This is a genomic window from Pantoea sp. MQR6, assembly GCF_022761075.1.
Lineage (GTDB): Bacteria > Pseudomonadota > Gammaproteobacteria > Enterobacterales > Enterobacteriaceae > Pantoea > Pantoea phytostimulans.
The window spans coordinates 487,679-508,940 of sequence record NZ_JAKYXB010000002.1 but is presented as its reverse complement, the minus strand read 5'-3'; the positions used below and the strand labels follow the sequence as shown (position 1 = coordinate 508,940).

The following is a 21,262-nucleotide window of genomic DNA, read 5'->3' as shown; positions in this document are numbered from 1 at the left end:
GTAAGGTGATTCCTGCACGCCTTTTTTGGAGATAAAAATGAGGTTGAAATTAAACCCGATTGCTTTAGGGATGATGACAGCACAACTGCTGTTTACGCCAGTTATGTCTGTTCAGGCGGCTACGCTGGGCACTTATACGCCGCAGGTAAATGATAATCAGGTTGGCAAGCTGGTGGTGAACAGCGGCACAGAAACGTTGAGCGGCAATCAAGCTTTCACGGCGGGAACAGACGGTGCTGTTACTACCGCGCTAGGGCAGGTTGTCATCACGCAGGGATCGCAATATCTCAATCAAGATCGTCTTGATCCCGGCCCGCAAAATTTCGCGATTACGATCCCCGATGCAGCCACCGGTTCAAATACGACTTTCCAGGTCTATAACCCTGCCAGCCTAACGGCTTTAGCGCCGGTTACTGGCACCACCCCTGTTCCCGATGTACAAAATGTCTTGGGCGAGCAATATATCAATGCACGCATCGCGGATGTTACTGGCGGTACGCTAAATGTGAATATCGGCCAGGCAAACGCTGCCAGCAGCGCCGGCACGAATAGCTGGTCAATGGCAGCTAAACAGACGCAACTGTTTGATGTGGGTGCCAACAGCACGGTGAACTGGAACAGTAATAACCGCATCAGCTTTTTTGGTAGCGCCGCCACGCCGAATGGCGCGAGTGCAACCAGCAGCTATCAGGTACAGAATTTAGCCACATACAACGGCGCATTCAGTGTTACCACCCTGAATGGCAGCAGCACCAACTTCACCGTCACCAATGCCAGCCAATTGCGAGCCTACAACAACTGGCTGATTGACCAACTCAAAGCGGGCAACCTTGATAAAACACGCTATCAGGCTGAATTCAACAAGGCGGTGACATTCACTAACGCCAATATCGTTTACAACGTCAGCGCCACGCCACCGGATGAAGTTACGCAGAGTATTGGGCAACGCATTGTGATCAATGCTGATGGGGCTAACGCGCGAGTAAATCTGGCGGCAGGAAAAACGCTGGAAGTGGTGGGCGCAACAGGTGGAGCAATAAGAGCGGCCAACGGCGCAGAAGCGGTGATCGATGGCAAGCTCGCCAGCCGGGGAGCCGTGACTAACAACGGTACGGCGCTGGTGTTAACCGATAACAGCAAAGGCACCAATAATGGTGTTATTAACGGCGGTTTTCTCAATCGGCAAGATGGCACCGGTATTGGCTCGACCGGTTATGGCGCAAACGGGGTAGCGGTGCAGAGCGGCAGCACTTTTGATAACAATGGAATACTTAATCTGGCGACCACCGGCAGCAATTCTCAATATGGCGTAGCGGGCATCACGCTGGCAGATAACGCCACGGCCAATAACAGCGGCAATATTAATGTTGGCGTTAACGGTTCCAGCGCGCGCGGTACCACGTCTGGCGTGTTACTGACCGATCCCAGCGCCACGTTTACCAATTCCGCTAGCGGTAATATCTATATTGGTCGTGGGCCACAAAACAGCACCGGTGAAGCGGTGGCCGACACCGCAATGAACCAGAGCGGCCTGACCAGCGGTATCGCGCTGGTGGCGAACGGCACCGCGATTAACGCAGGCAATATCACTCTCGGTTCACGGGTACAGAACGGCGCGGGCATGTCTGCAACCAATGCCAACAACGCCACCTTGATGAATACCGGCACGATTAACGTGAACGGCGCAGCAGCAACGGTTCCGCGTGAAAACATCGGCATAGCGGCTATCAACAGCAGTGGCAATATTGTTAACGATGGCACCATCAACCTGAATGGTGTTAACGGCACCGGCCTGAAAGTGTTGGCAACCAACGGCAACACCGCCAGCGCCAGCTCTACCGGAACCATTAACGTGGCGGGCGGCGCCGATCCTGCCAGCGGAACACGCAATTACGGCGTATGGGTAGAAGGGCAAGGCACTGGCACGGCGCAGTCTACCGTTGATGGCCCGATCAACCTCAGCGGCATTGGCGCAATTGGGGTGCATGCCCGCGGCAACGCCACGGTACAAGTTGCGCAGCAAGCGGTACCGACTTTCTCCAACGGCAGCAATCAAATTGCCTTTTTTGCTTACGGACCCAACGCACGCATCAACGTGGCGGGCAATAATCCGTTTGATGTCACCACGCAAAACTCCACGCTGTTCCGCGTTGAGCAGGGCGCCGATTTCGACGGCAGCAATCTGTTGCTTACCGCATCAGGCGCAGGTTCAACCGCCGTGATGGGCAGTGGAACCGGCGGCACCCGCGTGAATACCCAAAATGCGGTGATCAACGTCAGCGGCACCGGCGCGAACGGCGTCACCATTGAAGGCGGTGCACTGGGCACAATAGATGCCGCTACCCGAATGAATCTGACAGGCAGCAATGCGATTGGCGCGATTGTTGATGGGCAAAAACACACACTCGCGGGCAGCAACAGTGGATCGCCAGTCGCCAGCACCAGCCTGAATTCAGCGGCAACCCTGAACGCCTCACAAAATGGCCTAACCGGCTATCTGGCCCGTAACCGTGCACAGTTAACCAACACGGGGGATATCAACTTCAGCGGGGCAAACTCGACCGGCATCCGCGTTGAAAGCGGCGCAACCGGCACCAACAGCGGCAATATCGCTATCAATGATGGCGGCACGGGCATCGCGGTGAACAGCAGCGGCACCACCACCACCGCCAATAACAGCGGCGTGATTAACGTCAACGGTGGCAGCACCCGCAGCCGTACTCGAGGCGTGAGTGCCAGCGGCAGCGGTGCAGTGGCTAATCTCAATAGCGGCGCGGTAAACCTCAACGGCGTTGGCGCGATAGGCGCAGAAGCAGTAAGTGGCGCGCGGGTTAACGTCTCATCAGCCTCCACGCCGGTGTTTAACAACAGCGAGCAAATTGCCTATCACGCAGCCGGCTCAGGTTCTCTCATCAACAGCGCCGCAACCGTGCTTGACGTCAATAGCAGCGGCTCAACCGGTTATCGTATTGATGATGGTGCGACGCTGGCACTGAGCAACGGCAGCGCATTAACCAGCAGCGCCGCCAACAGCACCGGCGTGATCGTTTCTGGCAGCGACAGCACACTGAACAGCGGCAGCAGCCAGTTAAACGCCAGCGGTAATGGCAGCACCGCAATACGCGCGGAAGGCGGTGCACAGGCCACGCTCGACGCGGGCAGCGCCATCACGCTAAGCGGCGACAGCAGCGTCGGCGTACTGGTTAACAATCTGCGTACCGATCTCAGCAACACGTTAAACGGCGATTCCGCACCGACGCTCATCACGACCAACGGTTCAGTTAACGGCACAGGCAGCAATGCGGTAGGTATCGACGTCACCAACGGCGCAGAGCTGGTTAACAACGGCAACGTTGATCTTACCGGCAGCAGCAATATCGGCATCCGTTCGCGCAGCGGCAGCACCATCAGCAATAACGGTGTGGTCAATGTGACAAACGGAACCGGGCTGGATGTCAGCGGATCGGGATCGACGCTGGCGAAAGGGGGAGTGATCACTGTCGCCAACGGTGTGGCGGGGGTACGCATTAGTGATGGCGCACAGCTGGCTTTAACCGGCAGCGACACGGCGATTACCACGAATGGCAATGCGCACGGCATTTTGCTGGACAGCGGCGCGTCTTCACTCAGCGCCAGCGACGCCACCATCAATGTTAACGGCTCCGGCAACGGCATCGAAAACCGTGCGGAGCTGGGTAACGTGAGTCTGAGTAATCTCACCGTGAACGTGGGTGATGGCAACGGCATACGAACCGCCGTGCCGTTCGATCCCGCTTCAACCGTGACCACCAACGTCAACGGCAGCGGGACCGGTTTAAATATCGTCAATGCCGACGGCTCAACCACGCAGGGCGATCTCACGTTGGGTTCGGGTTACGTCTTTAACGTCAACGGCGCGGGCGGCACTGGGATTCGCGCCAATACCACGGGCAGAGTGATGACCGCAGCCAACGTTAATATCAATGATACCGCCGGCGGCTCAGCTCTGGTTTCCAGCACCGCAGGCAGTATCCTGAACACCGGCACTTTTACATCAAATAGCCTGACTTCACCGGTGGTTGATTTGCGCGGTGGACAAACTCTGTTTGAAAACCTTGGCACGATCATCACCGCCAACCCTTCTACCGTCGCGGTGGCGGGCAGCAACGCCAACGATGAGATCCTGTTGACCGAAGGCGGCGTAATCGGCGACATCAATCCTGGCGGCGGCAGCGATACGTTCCGCTGGACCGGCGGTACGCTCAACGGCAGCCTGACGATGGGCGGCGATAACAACAATCTGGCTGAAGTCAGCGGTGTTGATCTCAGCACGACTTACCATCTCACCAGCGGAAACGGCACCGGTAATACGCTGACCTTTAATGATATCGCTGCACGAGGCGGCTCATTCAGCGCCGACGATCTCAGCAAAGGGGTAAACCTTGGCAGCGGCTGGAGCACCCTAAACTTCTATGGCTCGCAATGGACTCTGACCGATAACCTGCAACTGGCGCACAGCACCATCAACATCGGTAGCGATTCCATACTGTATGCAGGCAACAATGTGCATCCGACGCTGGCGGGCGGCAGTGATAACTCGCTGGTGGTGAATAACGCAGGCGTTATCGATTTAACCAACGGCGGCGGTTCACCGGGAAATACGTTGGATATCGAGGGTTCTCTGGCCTCCAACGGCGGACAGCTCAATTTGCTCACCCGTCTCAACCAAGGCGGGGCGCTGAGCAATCAGTTCACTGACCATCTCAATGTTGAGGGGAACGCCAGCGGCACCACGCTAATGAATGTACAGCTCGATGCGGCAAGCACCGGTATGCTGACCGATCTCAACCGTAACGGCGGCATTGATGCCGGTGAAGGGATTTCATTGGCGCAGGTCGCAGGCAATGCCAGCGGCAACAGCCTGGCGCTGGCGGGCGGGTACATTGCGGCAGGGCCGTGGCAATATCGTCTCTACAGCTTTGCACCAGGCAGCAGCGATCCGAATCAGCGCCTGGTCAGTGGAACGGGCAATAATTACTGGGATTATCGTCTGGCAAATTACTACGTCTGCGAGGGAGAAAGCAGCTGTTCAACATTAGTGACCACGCCGTTTGATACCACAACTAACCAAAATATCAGCAGTAGCCGAGCGGAATCACGCCCAGCGGTCGTGCCGCAGGTGCCATCCTATATCTCCGCACCCGTTGGATTGGCTTATTACACCGCCGCGATTATTGACGATCTGCATAAGCGTTTGGGTGAACTACGCCACGAGCAAACGCGCTCAGAAGGAGATGGCGGCGAGATGTTTTTGCGCTACATCGGTTCTAACCTGAAATACAAAAGTGACCAGCGTTTCCGCGATTACGGCTACGATTTTGACCTTGACTACAGCGCGGTTCAGGTGGGCGGTAATCTGCTGCGCCTTGATGGTGAAAAAGATAGCCTGCGCGGCGGCTTAGCCTACACGCGCGGTAACACGCGTATTCGGCCTGACGCTGCAGACGGTTACAGCAGCACCAGTTTTGACAGCGACAGCCTGGCCTTTTACGGCACCTGGCAGCGCCAAAATGGGTTCTATCTTGATGGCGTGTTGTCGTTTGATCGCCATCGCGGTGAAACCGATGTCGCAAGTAAGAAAGATGTGGCGACGTTAAAAGCGAATGGCTGGACCGCGTCATTAGAGAGCGGTTATCCCTTTGAGCTGGCACACGATATCAAGTTAGAGCCGCAGGCACAGCTGATGTACATGAAGCTCAACATGAGTGATTTTGTTGATGCAGATGGCAACAAGGTGCGTTACGACAATGATAACCAGATTCTGGGTCGTCTCGGTGCACGCCTGGATCGCACCTGGACGGACGAGAGTCATCGCCAATACACACCTTATCTACGCGCGAACTACTACAAAGGCTGGGGCGGCACGGTAAAAAGCACGGTTTCAGCCGTCGATAATCCCTCATTCAGCGGGAGTTTCGATAGCGGCCACGTCGGGCAAATGTGGGAGTTAGGCGCAGGCGGAACCGCAACAGTGAAAAAAGATCTGTCGTTGTATGCAGAAGCGGATTACCGCAAAGAGATTGATAGCAACGGCGCCAAAGGGTGGCGGTATAACGTTGGCGTGCGCTGGCAATTCTAATCTACCCTTCATTCTTCGCGTTGCAGATGCGTTGGCTACGCAGTTTCACACCCGTCGCTTACTTTAGTAAGCCGGCGAGCCTTCCTGCAACGCGAATTATTCGGGTAGAGCCGTGCAGTTTTGTCATTCTCGCGGTTGCTGCGTTTTAAAGAAGGATTTCATTTACTCTCAAACCCTTCTAATCGATTCAAACGCCTAAAAAATGTGAAAGCCGCCTCAAAGCGGCTTTTTTCATGGGGAAAATTAATCAGAAACGCTAAAGAGTCTGCGGCGACTTGCCGAAAAGATAACAATTCGTAATCGTTTTCTTTTTACCTGGCTGGCTTGCCTCAAGGAATTTCCCATGCGTAATAACCAACCCGTATCTCAGCGTGAGTATGTGTTTGATGATCATGCGACATTGATGTCGACCACCGATCTCAATAGCCACATCACATACGCCAACGACGCGTTTATCGAGGCCAGTGGATTCTCGCCAGAAGAAGTGGACGGTCAGCCGCACAACATGGTGCGCCACCCGGATATGCCGTCTGAGGCGTTTGCGGATATGTGGGCAACGCTGAAACAGGGGGAACCCTGGACCGCGCTGGTAAAAAACCGTCGTAAAAACGGTGACCACTATTGGGTGCGCGCCAACGCCATTCCTGTGGTACGCGAAGGCAAAGTGCAAGGCTATATGTCTGTGCGAACCAAACCCAGCACAGAAGAAGTGCGCCAGACCGAAAAGCTCTACCGCGAATTTCGTGAAGGTCAGGCCAAAGGACGCCGTTTTCATAAGGGATTGATCGTGCGGAGTGGCTGGCGTGGTTTTAGCTCCATCCTGAAAACTTTGCCGCTGCGCTGGCGCATCCGCAGCACCTTATTTGCATTGCTGCCGCTTTCCGTCGCCAGTGTCTGGCTACTCGGCGTGACATCTCTGCAGCTCAGCTGCTTTGCGGGCGGCATGGCGATGCTGCTATTGCTGGCCAGTGCATGGCTGGAACAACAAATTTCGCGCCCAATCGAACGCATGTGCAAACAAGCGTTAAGCGTGGCAACCGGATCCAGCCATAAAGTTGAACAGATGGATCGCGTTGATGAAGTGGGCATGACGCTGCGCGCTATTGGGCAGCTCGGCCTCATGTTCCGCTGGCTGGTAGATGACGTTAGCGGCCAGGCGATAAACGTCTTGAGCGCCAGCGATGCGATTGCGCGCAGCAACAACGAACTGAGTCGACGTACTGAACAGGCTGCGGCCAATGTGCAGCAAACCGCCGCCACCATGAACGAAATGACCGCCACGGTGAAGAGCAACACCGAAACCGCCAGCGAAGTGAATTCGCTCTCCGCTAACACCAGCGGCGCCGCGATCAAAGGCGGTGAAGTGATGAAAGAGATGATGGGGATGATGGGGGAGATCGCCGACAGTTCTAAGCGTATCGCCAACATTACCAGCGTGATCGATGGCATCGCCTTCCAGACCAATATCCTGGCACTGAACGCAGCTGTAGAAGCGGCGCGTGCCGGCGAACAGGGCAAAGGTTTTGCTGTGGTGGCGGGTGAAGTCCGCAGTCTGGCGCAGCGCAGCGCCAAAGCCGCCAGCGAGATCAAAACGCTGGTGGAAACCAGCGCCAGCCGTGTGAAGTCGGGGAGTGATCATGCGGATGCTGCGGGTCGAACCATGCAGGATATCGTCTCGCAGGTGCAAAACGTGACGTCGCTGATTGCACAGATCAGTGCGGCAACCGCCGAACAATCCATCGCCCTCAGCGAAGTCAGCACGGCGGTTGAAGATCTTGATGATATTACGCATCAGAACGCTGCTCGCGTACAGGAAAGCGCTGAAGCATCGGGCCGCATGACGCATCAGGCCAACCGTTTGGTCGAAGCGATCAGCGTGTTCCGCTAAGAAGCCACCGCCTGCGTGCTGTCTCGACCCGCACGCAGTGCGCCGGGCGATTGTCCCACAATGCGTTTAAATGCGCGGCTAAACGCCGCCAGCGAGCCGTAGCCAAGATGATAGGCGACGGCTTCCACGGCTTCGCCATTATTCACGATACGCTGTACCGCCAGCCGCATGCGCAGTTCAGTCAGATAACGCAGCGGCGTCATGTTAGTTGCATTCAAAAAGCGCTCCGCAAACACCGAACGTGAACAACCCGCTTCGCGGGCTAAACGTTCTACTGTCCAGTTTTCGCCGGGTTCACGGTGCATCGCGGCAATCGCCTGACTCAACCGCGGATCGCGCATCGCCTGCACTAACCCGCTGCTTTGACCGCAGCCGTTCTCTACCCAGCCACGCACAATCAGGGCGGCGACCACATCGGCAAGGCGCGACAAAATACCGGCGAAACCCGCCTGTCGAGTACGTGATTCTCGCTCCATCGCCGCCAAAATTGGGCTGATTTCAGGGTACTGTGACAATAGGGTGCTGACCAGCATTACGTCTGGCATGGTGTTGATCAGCGGCTGCATGCCGCCCAATTCAAACGCCATACAGGCGCTAAACAGAATCACGCTGTGTTCGTCTTTACACGCATCGGCGGGCGCGGCAATCGCACAAACGCTGTCGCAGATCGGCTTGCTTTCCAGCTTGTTAATCGACTCGCATAACGCTTCTTCGCTGGAGATCAAACTGTGCGGCTTGCCGTGCGGCACCAGGAGAGCATCGCCGCTGTTGAGCTGAAAAATGTTGCCGGAAGCGCTGCGCACCAGCAGCGAACCGCGCCCGACAAAGTGAAACTGCGCGCGGCCTGGCGCGTTATCAAAGCGCAGTCCAAACGGCGCAGAGACTTCGATACGCTGGTAATTCACACCATACAGGCGCATTCCCATCAGCAGTTCACTGGTCAGATCTTCATAGTGGCTCATGCGATTCCAGACGAATTATCAATAAACACGGTGTACGCATCATAGATCGTCTTTTGTCTGCCCTCTATGCTCACACTTACTTTTTTTATCCTCTGGAGAAGCAGCATGAGTCTGAGCACAGAAGTGGCTGATGAGGTTTCCTCACCCGCCCGTCCCGCGTGGGGCGCGGTATTTGCTATGGCGTTTGGCGTTTTTAGCTTAATTACCGCCGAATTTTTACCGGTCAGCTTGTTGACGCCGATGGCAGCGAGTTTGAACGTCTCAGAAGGACAGGCGGGGCAAACGGTGACAGTTACCGCGCTGGTCGCGCTGTTTACCAGTTTGATCACGGCCAGCGTCACGCGCCGCCTTGATCGCCGCGTCGTGATGCTGACATTTTCACTGTTAATGATCGCCTCAGCGTTGCTGGTGGCGTTTGCGGAAAACCTGACTGTGATCCTGCTGGCCCGCGTGCTGCTGGGCATGGCGATCGGGGGATTCTGGACGCTCTCGACCGCCATTACTATGCGGCTAGTGCCCAGCGATCAGGTGCCGCGCGCGTTGTCGATTGTGTTCAGCGGGATTTCGCTGGCAACGATTATCGCCACGCCGGCAGGCAGCTATCTTGGTGGCCTAATTGGCTGGCGTAACATCTTCCTGCTGACAGCGATGTTGGGCGCGGTGGCGCTGTTGTGGCAATTCTTTACCCTGCCTGCGATGCCTGCAGAGAACAAAGCGCGCAACGGCGGCGTGTTAGATCTGCTGCGAATCAAAGTGATGCGCTGGGGAATGCTGGCAGTGATCATGATGTTCACCGGTCACTTTGCCTTCTTTACCTATCTGCGCCCGTTCCTTGAAGGTGTGGCGTTACTGAATCTGAATCAGCTGTCGCTGGTGCTGTTGGCCTTTGGCGTCGCGAACTTTTTCGGTACTTCGCTGGCGGGTTATCTGGTGACGCGCAGCGTGTCGTTAACCTTAAGCGGCATGGCGTTGTTGATGAGCGCAACGGCGTTTCTGTTAGTGACGTTTGGCGATGTAAGCTGGATGGTCGGCGCAGGCGTAGCGTTGTGGGGCATGGCGTTTGGATCGATGCCGACCGGCTGGTCAACCTGGATTTCTCGTGCAGTACCGGATGATGCAGAATCGGGCGGCGGTTTGCTGGTGGCAACCATTCAGCTGGCAATTACCTTTGGTGCTGCGGCTGGCGGCTGGATGTTCGATTTACAAGGCGCAGGCGGTGTGTTCCTCGCCAGCGGCGCGCTGATGTTACTGGCAGCCATCACCATCTTTACTCGCGTGAGACACCACGGATAACTTTCTTCTATGGCAGCGATATATGCTGCCTTTTTTATTTGGCATAGTGAATTAACCTTTTGCGTCTTTACTGCGCTAATTGTGCTTTTTATAATCAGTTATTTTGAATGAGTTCAGCAAATCTCTCCGCTTTTTCTTGATCAACTTCTCACCTAATATATCTATCAACAAGGCAACAACGCCTAACTTCTTAAAAATCGACCAAGGAATTGACCATGAATACCATCAAAACTTTTGCTGCTGTAATGACTCTTTCACTCCTGCCTTTTGCTGGTTTTGCACAAACCGTGACCGCTACCGGCACTACGCTGGATGGTGCAGAAGCGAAAATCGCTGCACAGGCTCAGGAAACTGGTGCTTCCTATAAAGTGACTGAAGCTTACTTCAATAACGGCGTACACATGACCGCTGAATTGACTAAATAAGTTATCTCTTGCGCCGACAGGACGCCTTTGGGCGTCCTGTCGGCGTTTCTGCCAGTACCTGGCAATAATAATCCTGTCACTTTCCCACCGAAATAATTATTATTCTCAAATAATATCCATTCTCATTTTTTATACCCTAAATAATTCGCGTTGTAGGAAGGCGGCAAATCCGTAAATCCTGATGAGCATATTGAAGTCAGTGATTCGCGTGAATGAGAGCAGCCAACGTGCCTGCTATGAGAAGTATGACGGGAATTTTTGCTTTATTTATCAGGTTGCAATGATGGGCTTTCTTTCCGCTGCTTTTCGCGGTGGATTTACTATGGAGAAGTTATGAAAGCTTTAACGACTAAGCAGTGGGCGCTGCGTCCTCTGCTGCTGGCAACAGCACTGTTTTCTGTTTCGGGTCTACTGGCTGCACAAGCTGAAGATCTGAATCAACCGATTGGTAAAGGTGCTTACGAGCTGGCAGTAAGCCAGAAAGATAACGCACTATTCCTGGCGACTGCGCAAAACGCTGACGGCAAAGGCGGCACCGTTTTCCGTCTTGATCCGCAGGATTTAGCGGTGAAGCAATCAATCAACACTGAGCTGAAAACCTTTGGCGCTGCGATTAATCCGCAAACCAATATTCTTTACTTCGGCAATACCGTGAATGGCTCGTTAACCTCTGTTGACGCCAGCAGCGGTAAAGTGCTGAACACGCTGGTGCTGGACAGCCGCAAGCGTGGTGAAAACGTGCGTCCACTGCAGCCGCGTCAGGTGGCCGTTGATGCGAAAACCGATCGCGTCTACGTCACGGGGTTAGGCCCTGAAAGCGTGGTGTGGGTCGTTGACGGTAAAACGCTGCAACTGATCAGCACCGTAACGAACACCGGCAAGATGGGCACCGGTTTAGCCGTCGATTCTGACGCGCAAAAAATCTATGTCACCAATAGCGACGGCGAGTTGGTCACTATCAATACGCGTACCAATGCCATTGAGAAAAAGCAGAAGATTGAGGCGGAAAAAGAGCATTTCTTCCTGAATATTGCTCTGGATACAAAGGGTCAGCGTGCGTTCCTCAGCGATTCAAAGCAGTCGCAGGTGCTGGTCGTTGATTTACGCGATCAAAAAGTCATTCATAAGATTGACGTGCCGGAATCGCTGGCGGTGCTGTTCAATGCCGATCGCGATGAGCTGTATGTAACACACCGTAAAGCGGGCGAAGTGAGCATCATTGATGCCAGCAGCTACAAGGTGAAGCGTACGGTGAAAACGCCGGGTCTGCCGAACAGCCTGGCGCTGTCAGCCGATGGCAAAGCGCTGTTTGTTAGCGTCAAGCAGCCGGGTTCGCGTAAAGAGCCACCGAAAAATCCAGACAGCGTGATGCGTATAGCGCTTTAAGTCTGATCTCTGCGCGCGTCCTCTGTCCTCTGCGCGCTGTCCCCCATCCCGGCCTTCCCCCGCGAAGCGGGGGAAGGAGACGCTGCCACATGCAGTTTTACTACTCGCATATTGCAGCATCTTCCTCCCCCATGTATGGGGGAGGACTGAGGTGGGGGACAAACGACCTGGCACTCAAGAGGACTGAGGTGGGGGGCAAACGACCTCGCACTTAAGAAGATTGAGACGGAGTACGCTGTCCCCCATCCCGGCCTTCCCCCGCGAAGCGGGGGAAGGAGATGCTGCCACATGCAGCTTTACTACTCGCATATTGCAGCATCTTCCTCCCCCATGTATGGGGGAGGACTGAGGTGGGGGACAAACGACCTCGCACTCAAGAGGACTGAGGTGGGGGTCAAACGACCTCGCACTAAACGACAGCCAGCACAGTCCAAGCCAAAACTACACCTCTTCGGATGCCTCACGCATCATCTCTTCATGCGGAATGTCCTGCAAAATCTGCTCGAAACTGCGCAGACGTTTGTAGATCGACATCAACTCCACCAGCGTTGACCACGACGTAATCAGATACTGGAACGAGCTACGCACCTGATCAAATACGTTGGTAATCTGGTTTAACAATCCCAGCGTAATGGTGCCTGCCACAATCGACGGAAACAGCAGGAACAAGCCAAAGACGTTATCCACCTGCAAATAAAGAATGCGGGTGATGTTGAAATAGAGATAGTGAAAGTAAAGGCGGAAATAGTTAGTCCGTACCCGGCTGAACAGCTCCTGCACGGTGGGTGGCGAGGCGCGTGAAGCATCATCTTCGCCGTAAACCAGCTCTTTACGATATGCTGCTTCTACTCGCTGATTGCGGAACTCCAGCCCCGGCAGTTTAATTCCCACCAATGCTAACAGCCCGGTACCAAACACTGACCACAGCACCGCGGCGATCACCAGCGCATAGGGAATGTTACCCAGAAACGGCACATCTTTAACGTGATGTGACAGCGTGACCAGCACCGGTAAAAAGGCCACCAGCGTCATAATTGCCTGAATAAAGCTCACGCCCCAATCTTCCAGCGTGGTGGCAAAGCGCATGGTGTCTTCTTGTACACGCTGAGCGGCGCCTTCGACATGACGCAGGCGTTGCCAGTTGTGCATGTAGTAATTGTTCATCGCGGTACGCCAGCGGAACACCCAATGACTAATGAAGAATGAGTTCATCACGCCAATCACTACGGCAATCAGTGCGATGCCTAAAAATGCTCTGACTTCACCATAAAATTCACTGATTTGTACCGAACCGGCTTTAGTCAGCGCTTTCTGGATCAGGTCATAGAAAGGCCCATACCAGGCGTTAATCGCCACGCCAACCTGCACGCCAAACCAGGTCACAAAGATAATCAGGGCTGAACCCCACACTGACCAACGCTGCCAGGGATGATTATCAATCACCCGCCAGGCCAGCGCGAAAACGGTCACCATGATCCAGTAATAGGCATAAAACCATAGCTGACTGGCAGCGATAAAGCGTGCTGCCGTGGTCGGTAAAGGCTGTTTCATTGCGGCATCAAAAGCTGGCCATAACGCAGGTATACGATCGGCAAAACCGAACCACGCAAAAATAGCCAGCAAGCTCCAAATCGCTGCTGAGCTAAAAAACAGCGCTGGCCGGGGGAAAAAGGACTTAAACATAGGTTCTCCGCTGTTGTGTGCAGACTGTTATAACGTTTTTGGCTGCTCTCTGTAAGTGATGTGATGTATCAGACAATGAATGCGTGGCGATGGATGTTAATGAATTTGTGCGATTTTGTTTCCATCCCCTCAATCTTTGTGGCTAACGGTGTTACACTAACGGCAATTGTTACCGGTAACAATGAAGCTGTAACCCTAAAACCGCTTATAAAAACCATTACAACGCAATCAATTACTCTTTCATGCCGCATTGTATGCGGTACTGAGGCAATGTCATGTCAGAACAAAAAAAGGGTCATTCACGCAGGGATTTTTTGCTGAAGACCATCACCCTGGCGCCAGCAATGGCGGTGGGTGGCGCTACTATGGGTGCATTCACAACACCAATGGCAGCGCAGGCTGCAGAAGTAAATTCAACCGGCCCGCAACAGGCGCGTGATTATCAACCCAACTGGTTTACTGCCGAAGAGTTCGCTTTTATTAAGGCGGCGGTCGCGCGCCTGATCCCCAACGATGATCGGGGTCCCGGCGCACTGGAAGCGGGCGTACCAGAATTTATCGATCGTCAGATGAACACCCCTTATGCGACCGGTGCAACCTGGTACATGCAGGGACCGTTCAATCCTGACTTGCCGAAAGAGCTGGGTTATCAGCTGCCGCTGGTGCCACAGCAAATCTATCGGCTGGGCCTCGCCGATGCGGATGACTATAGCAAACAGCAGCATGGAAAAGTGTTCGCTGAGCTGACTGGCGACCAGCAAGACGCCTTGTTACAGGCAATGGAAAGCGGCAAAGCCGAGTTCAAACAACTGCCAAGTAAAACCTTCTTTGCGTTCCTGATTCAAAACACCCGTGAAGGCTTCTTCAGCGATCCGATCCACGGCGGCAATCAAGGCATGGTGGGCTGGAAGCTGATTGGCTTCCCAGGCGCCCGCGCCGACTTTATGGATTGGGTAGAGCGCGGCGAACAATATCCGTTCCCGTCAGTGTCGATTCGCGGAGAGAGAACGTAAGCATGGCTAACGAAAATAAAAAAGTAGACGCGGTGATTGTTGGGTTCGGCTGGGCTGGCGCAATCATGGCGAAAGAGCTGACCGAAGCCGGGTTAACCGTGCTGGCGCTGGAGCGCGGTCCGCATCGCGATACGTATCCTGATGGATCGTATCCGCAATCCATTGATGAACTGACCTACAACATCCGCAAAAAGCTGTTCCAGGATCTGTCAAAAAGCACCGTAACGATTCGCCATAACGCGTCGCAAACCGCCGTGCCTTATCGTCAGCTGGCTGCCTTTTTACCCGGCACCGGCACCGGCGGCGCGGGCCTGCACTGGTCTGGCGTGCACTTCCGTGTTGATCCGACTGAATTGCGTATGCGCAGTCATTACGAAGAGCGTTACGGCAAAAACTTCATTCCTGAAGGCATGACGATTCAAGATTTCGGCGTGAACTACGACGAGCTGGAACCCTTTTTTGACAAGGCTGAGAAAGTGTTTGGCACCTCCGGTACGCCGTGGAGCATCAACGGTAAAGTGGTGGGCAAAGAGATCGGTGGCAACCCGTTTGCACCCGATCGCTCAGATAAGTTTCCACTGCCAGCGCAAAAGCGCACCTACTCGGCGCAGCTCTTTTCCCAGGCGGCAGAATCGGTTGGCTATCATCCTTATGACTTGCCTTCAGCGAACACCTCTGGCCCCTATACCAACACCTACGGCGCGCAAATGGGCCCGTGTAATTTCTGCGGCTACTGCAGTGGTTATGCGTGCTACATGTATTCCAAGGCATCGCCAAACGTCAACATCCTGCCCGCGCTGCGTCAGGAGCCGAAGTTTGAATTACGCAACAACGCTTACGTGCTGCGCGTTAATCTGACCGATGACAAAAAGCGCGCCACCGGCGTGACGTACGTTGATGGTCAAGGCCGTGAAGTTGAGCAGCTGGCGGATTTGGTGATTCTTTCTGCGTTCCAGTTCCACAACGTGCATCTGATGCTGCTGTCGGGCATTGGCAAGCCCTATAACCCGATTACCAATGAAGGCACCGTTGGTCGCAACTTCGCGTACCAAAACATCTCCACGCTTAAAGCGCTGTTCGACAAAAACACCACCACCAATCCGTTTATTGGTGCGGGTGGCGCAGGCGTAGGTGTGGATGACTTTAATGCCGACAACTTTGATCACGGCCCGCACGGCTTTGTCGGTGGTTCGCCGTTCTGGGTTAACCAGGCGGGTACCAAACCGATTTCGGGTCTGCCGACGCCGACCGGCACGCCAAACTGGGGCAGTAAGTGGAAAGCCGCCGTCGCGGACACTTACACCCATCACGTATCGATGGATGCCCACGGCGCGCACCAATCTTATCGTGCCAATTACCTTGATCTCGATCCTAACTACAAAGATGCCCACGGCCAGCCGCTGCTGCGCATGACCTTTGACTGGCAGGAAAACGACATCAAGATGGCGCAGTTCATGGTCAGCAAAATGCACAAAATTGCGGAAGCGATGAACCCTAAACTGATCATGGGCGCCGCGAAAACCGCTGACAGCCATTTCGATTCCACCGTTTATCAAACCACGCACATGAATGGCGGGGCGATCATGGGTGAAGATCCCAACACCAGCGCGGTTAACCGCTATCTGCAAAGCTGGGATGTGCCGAATGTGTTTGTACCTGGCGCGTCAGCCTTCCCGCAAGGGCTGGGTTACAACCCAACAGGCATGGTGGCGGCGCTAACGTATTGGTCCGCGAAAGCCATCCGCGAGCAGTACCTGAAAAATCCAGGTCCACTGGTGCAGGCATAAGGAACATGGCGATGAAAAAAGGCATTTTGGCCCTGATTCTGGGCACGTTGACGTTCTCTGCACTGGCGGACGACAGCAACAGCGATTTGGTAAAGCGCGGCGAGTATCTGGCGCGTGCCGGTGACTGCGTGGCGTGTCACACCAGCAAAGACGGAAAACCCTTTGCGGGTGGCTTACCGATGGTCACTCCGATCGGCACTATTTATTCGACCAATATCACGCCGGATAAATCGACTGGGATCGGTGATTACAGCTACGACGACTTCCAAAAAGCGGTGCGTCACGGCGTGGCGAAAAATGGCGATACGCTCTATCCGGCGATGCCATTTCCCTCTTATGCAGTGGTCAATGATGACGACATGAAGGCGTTGTATGCCTACTTCATGCATGGCGTTGCGCCAGTTAATCAAGCTAATCAAGACAGCGATATTCCCTGGCCGCTTTCGATGCGTTGGCCGCTGGCGATTTGGCGTACTGTGTTTGCACCGGAAGTGAAGGCTTTCAAGCCGGCTGAGCAGGAAGATCCCACGCTGGCACGAGGACGTTATCTGGTTGAAGGCTTAGGCCACTGCGGCGCATGCCACACGCCACGTAGCATCACTATGCAAGAGAAAGCCCTGACCAATAACGAAGGGAATGATTATTTGTCTGGCAGCAGCGCACCGGTTGACGGCTGGACCGCCAGCAACCTGCGCGGCGACAACCGTGATGGTTTAGGCCGCTGGAGTGAAGACGATTTGAGCCAGTTCCTGCGTTACGGTCGTAACGATCACACCGCAGCCTTTGGCGGCATGACCGAAGTGGTTGAGCATAGCTTGCAGCACTTGAGCGACAACGACATCACGGCGATTGCGCGTTATCTGAAATCATTGGGTGCGAAAGATCCGCATCAAACGGTGTTCAGCGTTGATGAGGCAACGGCGAAAGCGCTGTGGAAAGGGGATGATCATCAGGCGGGTGCCTCGCTGTATGTCGACAGTTGTGCAGCGTGTCATAAAACCGATGGCAGCGGCTATCAACGTTTTTATCCTGCGATGCGCGGCAATCCGGTGGTGTTGGCTGACGATCCAACCTCGCTGATTCATATCGTGCTGGTGGGCGGCGAATTGCCGGGTGTGAAAGGTGCGCCATCAACCATCACCATGCCTGCATTTGGCTGGCGCATGAATGATCAGCAGGTCGCGGATGTGGTGAACTTTATCCGCACCAGCTGGGGAAATAAGTCCGACAAACAGGTCAGCGCCAAAGACGTTGCCGAACAGCGTAAAGATGTGAAGGATCGCACTGGTAGCGCAGATATCAAGGTGCTGGAAGGCAAGTGATTTTTGGCGGCGTACGCGTTTTTTATACGGAGTACGCTGTCCCTCATCCCGGCCTTCCCCCGCGAAGCGGGGGAAGGAGACGCTGCCACATGCAGCTTTACTACTCGCATATTGCAGCATCTTCCTCCCCCATGTATGGGGGAGGACCGAGGTGGGGGCCAAACGACCTCGCACTCAAGAGGACCGAGGTGGGGGCCAAACGACCTCGCACTTAAGAAAAACAAGCGCAGATGTTAAATATTCTCTAAATCAATGCCGCGCGTTTTCGGGCCATAAATTCCCACCGACAACATCACCATCAGCATACTCAGCACAATAAAGGCGATCACGCCTTGCGTGCCGGCGTACTGCAAAATCAAGCCAATCAAAATGCTGCTGAACACTGTCGATAAGCGGCTGAACGAGTAGCAAAAGCCAACCGCACGGGCGCGAATATGCGTCGGGAAGATCTCAGTTTGATAAGCGTGATAGCTAAATGTCAGCCAGGCGTTGGAATAGGTGATCAAAAAGCCGCAAATAATCAGCAGCACCGGATTGGTCTGGAAGGCGAACAGCGTGCCGAATATCACCGTCATCAGCGACGACATCACAATCTGCCATTTATTTTCAAACTTATCGGCGTAACGGCTGCAAATCAATGAACCGAGCGGGTAGGCCAGCGTGATAAAAAAGGCATAAAGCAAACTGTGTGTGACCGTGGTGCCTTTGCCCGACAGCAGCGCGGGCAGCCAGTTACCGAAGCCGAAGAAACCAATTGCCTGGAAGAAATTCATCACCACCAGCATCAGGGTGCGCTTGCGATAAGCGGGTGCCCAAATCTCGCTGAAACGCCCTTTTTTCGGCAGTTGTGCCGCGGCATCATCGGGTGGAAAATCTGCGCCCGGCGTCATGCCACAACGCTTTTCCATTGCCGAGAGCACCTGATGCGCCTCTTGATGACGGCCTTGTTGCGCCAGCCAGCGTGCCGATTCCGGCAGGTTTTTGCGAATAAACCAAATCACCAGTGAACAGAGCGCGCCTGCAATCACCACCCAGCGCCAGCCTTCCAGGCTGAGGATGGTTTGCGGCACCAGCCACCACGACATCAAAGCCACCGCAGGCACTGAGAGAAACTGAATGAAAAATGAAAACGCGAAGGCGCGGCTACGCAGATGCGTAGGCACCCATTCCGACAAGTAGGTATCGATGGTGACAAGCTCAATGCCCAAGCCAATACCGACTAAAAAGCGGAACAGGATGATCATTTCGGCGCTTTGCTGAAAAGCCATCAGCAGCGAAAACAGGCCATACCACATGAGTGCGCACATAAACGTCAGGCGGCGACCAAAGCGATCGGCGTAGGGCGCCAGCAGGCTTGCGCCAAAAAACAGACCCAGAAACGTTGCAGAAGCAAAAGCGGCCTGATCGGAAAAGCCAAACACGCCTGCGCTGCCCGTATGAAAAACGCCGGTGGCCAGCAAGCCAGAACTGATGTAGCCGGTTTCAAACAGGTCGTAGAGTTCGAAGAAGCCGCCTAGCGCCAGCAAAGAAATGAAACGCCACAAACCGGCGGAGGAAGGCAGCGCATCAATGCGTCCCGCTAAGCTGTTGTTGGGTGCCGACGAAGCGTGCGTCGGCGCCATCCCTGTTGGGCAGGCTGTTGTCATTTTTACGTAAACCTCGGTGTGGCAGTGTTTGCAAATCTCGCTAGCGGTCTTGATTAGATTTAAAAATAATTAACCGTTAGCAAGCGAAGAGATAGCAGGATAATAAATTCGAGGATCGTTGCCGAGAGGCAAGTTGGTGAGTATTTAGCAACGTACGTTGCAGTTTTCGCCGTCCATGGCGAATCGGGATTAATGCAGTTGTGGATAGACGCCTGGACCAATCGGTAAACCTAACGCGTACCAGACCAGAAGCAGTGCAATCCAGCTGATAAAGAACACCAGCGGATAGGGGAAAATCAGCATGTAGTAAGTGCCAAGCTGTGCATCTTTTTGGTAGCGCTGTAGAAAGGCCAGAAACAGCGGCAGGAACGGCGACATGGGTGCCAGCGGTAGCACGGAGGAATCGGCAATACGGAAAATCATCTGGGCAAACGCGGGATGGAAGCCGAGCAGCATAAACATCGGCACAAAGACCGGCGCGAGAATCGACCAGATGGCCGAACCGCTGGCGATAAACATACAAAGAAATGCTGAAAGGAACATCAGGCCCAGAAACGCAGGTGCACCGCTGATTCCTGCGCTTTCCAGCACGTCGGTCAGACCGAGTGCCATGAATTTGCCCATGTTGCTCCAGTTAAAGAACGCCACGAACTGCGACAGCGGAAACACCATCACGATAAAGCCCGCCATATTCTTCATCGGATCGACCAGCAGCTGCGGAATATCATCCGGGCGACGGATCTGCTTCGTGACCACGCCGTAAGCAATCGCCACCACGAAAAAGAACAGGATGATGATCGGTACGATGCCTTGAATGAAAGGCGAGGGAATGATCGAACCGGTTTTGGGATCGCGCAGCGGCGCATGTTCGGGCACCACCAGCAGCGCCATTAAGCCAATAAACAGCAGCGCGGCAATGCCCGCTGTACGCAGGCCCCGATTCTCCAGCGGTGTCAATGCAGCAAGTTTTTCGCCGCTGCCATCTTTCCACTGCGGCAAGCGCGGCTCGACGAATTTATCGGTCAGCAGCGCGCCGGCAATGGTCAGCACAATCACCGACGACGCCATGAAAAACCAGTTATCGATCACGCTGACGTGCACGGTATCGCTCACTGCTTTTGCCGCTTCGGTACTAATGCCCGACAACAACACGTCGGTGGTCACAATCAGTAAGTTGGCGGTAAAACCGGATGCAACGCCCGCGATCGCGGCCAATAACCCGGCAACCGGATGACGCCCGACCGCAAGGAAAATCAGCGCGCCGAGCGGCGGCATCACCACTAAAGCTGCATCAGAAGAGATGTGGCTAAAGAAAGCGATGAACAGCACCATATAGCTGGCGTAACGGCGGCTAACGCGTGAGGCCATTTTCACCATCAGGGATTGCAGCAACCCGACTTTTTCCGCCAGACCAGCGCCAATCACCAGCGCCAGAATCGATCCCAACGGCGTAAAACTACTGAAGTTCTTGATGATATTCGGCAGGATCCACTGTAAGCCCGCCACGCTAAGCAAATTATTGACCCGTACCATCTCGCCGTTACTGGGGTTTTTAACGGCTAAATCCAGTGCGCTGATCACGGCGGTTGCCACCATCAACGCCACAATCAAATAAACAAACAGTAAAAAGGGATTGGGTACTTTGTTGCCAACGCGTTCAATCCAGCTGAATACCTTACCCGGGCTGCGGTTCTCCGATGCGACTTCCATCCGTCCTTCCTCGTCTTGTGTTTGCTTGT

The 21,262-nt window shown here is 54.5% G+C and carries 12 protein-coding genes; 8 read left to right on the top strand and 4 right to left on the bottom strand.

Annotated elements, in window-relative coordinates; all coding sequences use genetic code 11:
• Positions 1-37 precede the first annotated feature (37 nt).
• The gene (locus tag MUG06_RS12400) at positions 38-6,118 is read left to right on the top strand and encodes an autotransporter outer membrane beta-barrel domain-containing protein (RefSeq protein WP_243078775.1); all 6,081 of its coding nucleotides are present in this window, start codon (positions 38-40) and stop codon (positions 6,116-6,118) included.
• Positions 6,119-6,461: 343 nt separating this feature from the next.
• On the top strand, positions 6,462-8,006 hold the full coding sequence (locus MUG06_RS12395; RefSeq protein ID WP_215847870.1) for a PAS domain-containing methyl-accepting chemotaxis protein: 1,545 nt from the start codon (positions 6,462-6,464) through the stop codon (positions 8,004-8,006).
• Here the strand turns inward: MUG06_RS12395 and MUG06_RS12390 are convergent.
• On the bottom strand, positions 8,003-8,968 hold the full coding sequence (locus MUG06_RS12390) for an AraC family transcriptional regulator (protein ID WP_215847869.1): 966 nt from the start codon (positions 8,966-8,968) through the stop codon (positions 8,003-8,005). The genes MUG06_RS12395 and MUG06_RS12390 overlap by 4 nt on opposite strands.
• 105 nt (positions 8,969-9,073) lie before the next feature.
• Here MUG06_RS12390 and MUG06_RS12385 point away from each other — a divergent pair, with 105 nt between their 5' ends.
• The 3 genes from MUG06_RS12385 to MUG06_RS12375 all read left to right on the top strand — a co-directional run bounded on the left by MUG06_RS12385 (position 9,074) and on the right by MUG06_RS12375 (position 12,072).
• On the top strand, positions 9,074-10,261 hold the full coding sequence (locus tag MUG06_RS12385) for an MFS transporter (protein WP_215847868.1): 1,188 nt from the start codon (positions 9,074-9,076) through the stop codon (positions 10,259-10,261).
• Positions 10,262-10,476: 215 nt separating this feature from the next.
• Positions 10,477-10,686, top strand: a complete 210-nt coding sequence (locus tag MUG06_RS12380) for a DUF1471 domain-containing protein (RefSeq protein WP_215847867.1) — start codon at positions 10,477-10,479, stop codon at positions 10,684-10,686.
• A gap of 333 nt (positions 10,687-11,019) precedes the next feature.
• Positions 11,020-12,072, top strand: a complete 1,053-nt coding sequence (locus MUG06_RS12375; RefSeq protein ID WP_243078774.1) for a YncE family protein — start codon at positions 11,020-11,022, stop codon at positions 12,070-12,072.
• Between the two features lie 441 nt (positions 12,073-12,513).
• Here MUG06_RS12375 and sbmA read toward each other — a convergent pair whose 3' ends face one another.
• Positions 12,514-13,755, bottom strand: coding sequence for a peptide antibiotic transporter SbmA (gene sbmA, locus MUG06_RS12370; RefSeq protein ID WP_243078773.1), 1,242 nt, complete (start codon positions 13,753-13,755; stop codon positions 12,514-12,516).
• Between the two features lie 275 nt (positions 13,756-14,030).
• On the opposite strand from sbmA, the gene MUG06_RS12365 reads away from it, so the two are divergent.
• Genes MUG06_RS12365 through MUG06_RS12355 form a run of 3 tightly spaced genes read left to right on the top strand, consistent with a single transcriptional unit; the run spans position 14,031 to position 17,877 of the window.
• The gene (locus MUG06_RS12365) at positions 14,031-14,768 is read left to right on the top strand and encodes a gluconate 2-dehydrogenase subunit 3 family protein (RefSeq protein ID WP_243078772.1); all 738 of its coding nucleotides are present in this window, start codon (positions 14,031-14,033) and stop codon (positions 14,766-14,768) included.
• Between the two features lie 2 nt (positions 14,769-14,770).
• Positions 14,771-16,555: a GMC family oxidoreductase gene (locus MUG06_RS12360; protein ID WP_215847865.1), complete on the top strand. Its 1,785-nt coding sequence runs from the start codon at positions 14,771-14,773 to the stop codon at positions 16,553-16,555.
• Positions 16,556-16,566: 11 nt separating this feature from the next.
• Positions 16,567-17,877: a cytochrome c gene (locus tag MUG06_RS12355; protein ID WP_243078771.1), complete on the top strand. Its 1,311-nt coding sequence runs from the start codon at positions 16,567-16,569 to the stop codon at positions 17,875-17,877.
• A 233-nt stretch (positions 17,878-18,110) separates the two neighbouring features.
• Here the strand turns inward: MUG06_RS12355 and MUG06_RS12350 are convergent, their stop codons facing one another.
• Both MUG06_RS12350 and abgT read right to left on the bottom strand, forming a co-directional pair.
• Entirely contained in the window at positions 18,111-19,523 is a 1,413-nt protein-coding gene (locus tag MUG06_RS12350) for an MFS transporter (protein ID WP_243078770.1), read from the bottom strand.
• A 189-nt stretch (positions 19,524-19,712) separates the two neighbouring features.
• Positions 19,713-21,233, bottom strand: coding sequence for a p-aminobenzoyl-glutamate transporter (abgT, locus tag MUG06_RS12345; protein ID WP_215847863.1), 1,521 nt, complete (start codon positions 21,231-21,233; stop codon positions 19,713-19,715).
• Between the last annotated feature and the right edge of the window lie 29 nt (positions 21,234-21,262).

What these genes read in the sequence shown, in the direction of transcription:
- MUG06_RS12400 (WP_243078775.1), top strand. Translation starts at nt 38, where the DNA reads ATGAGGTTGAAATTAAACCCGATTGCTTTAGGGATGATGACAGCACAA.
- MUG06_RS12395 (WP_215847870.1), top strand. Translation starts at nt 6,462, where the DNA reads ATGCGTAATAACCAACCCGTATCTCAGCGTGAGTATGTGTTTGATGAT.
- MUG06_RS12390 (WP_215847869.1), bottom strand. Translation starts at nt 8,968, where the DNA reads ATGAGCCACTATGAAGATCTGACCAGTGAACTGCTGATGGGAATGCGC.
- MUG06_RS12385 (WP_215847868.1), top strand. Translation starts at nt 9,074, where the DNA reads ATGAGTCTGAGCACAGAAGTGGCTGATGAGGTTTCCTCACCCGCCCGT.
- MUG06_RS12380 (WP_215847867.1), top strand. Translation starts at nt 10,477, where the DNA reads ATGAATACCATCAAAACTTTTGCTGCTGTAATGACTCTTTCACTCCTG.
- MUG06_RS12375 (WP_243078774.1), top strand. Translation starts at nt 11,020, where the DNA reads ATGAAAGCTTTAACGACTAAGCAGTGGGCGCTGCGTCCTCTGCTGCTG.
- sbmA (WP_243078773.1), bottom strand. Translation starts at nt 13,755, where the DNA reads ATGTTTAAGTCCTTTTTCCCCCGGCCAGCGCTGTTTTTTAGCTCAGCA.
- MUG06_RS12365 (WP_243078772.1), top strand. Translation starts at nt 14,031, where the DNA reads ATGTCAGAACAAAAAAAGGGTCATTCACGCAGGGATTTTTTGCTGAAG.
- MUG06_RS12360 (WP_215847865.1), top strand. Translation starts at nt 14,771, where the DNA reads ATGGCTAACGAAAATAAAAAAGTAGACGCGGTGATTGTTGGGTTCGGC.
- MUG06_RS12355 (WP_243078771.1), top strand. Translation starts at nt 16,567, where the DNA reads ATGAAAAAAGGCATTTTGGCCCTGATTCTGGGCACGTTGACGTTCTCT.
- MUG06_RS12350 (WP_243078770.1), bottom strand. Translation starts at nt 19,523, where the DNA reads ATGACAACAGCCTGCCCAACAGGGATGGCGCCGACGCACGCTTCGTCG.
- abgT (WP_215847863.1), bottom strand. Translation starts at nt 21,233, where the DNA reads ATGGAAGTCGCATCGGAGAACCGCAGCCCGGGTAAGGTATTCAGCTGG.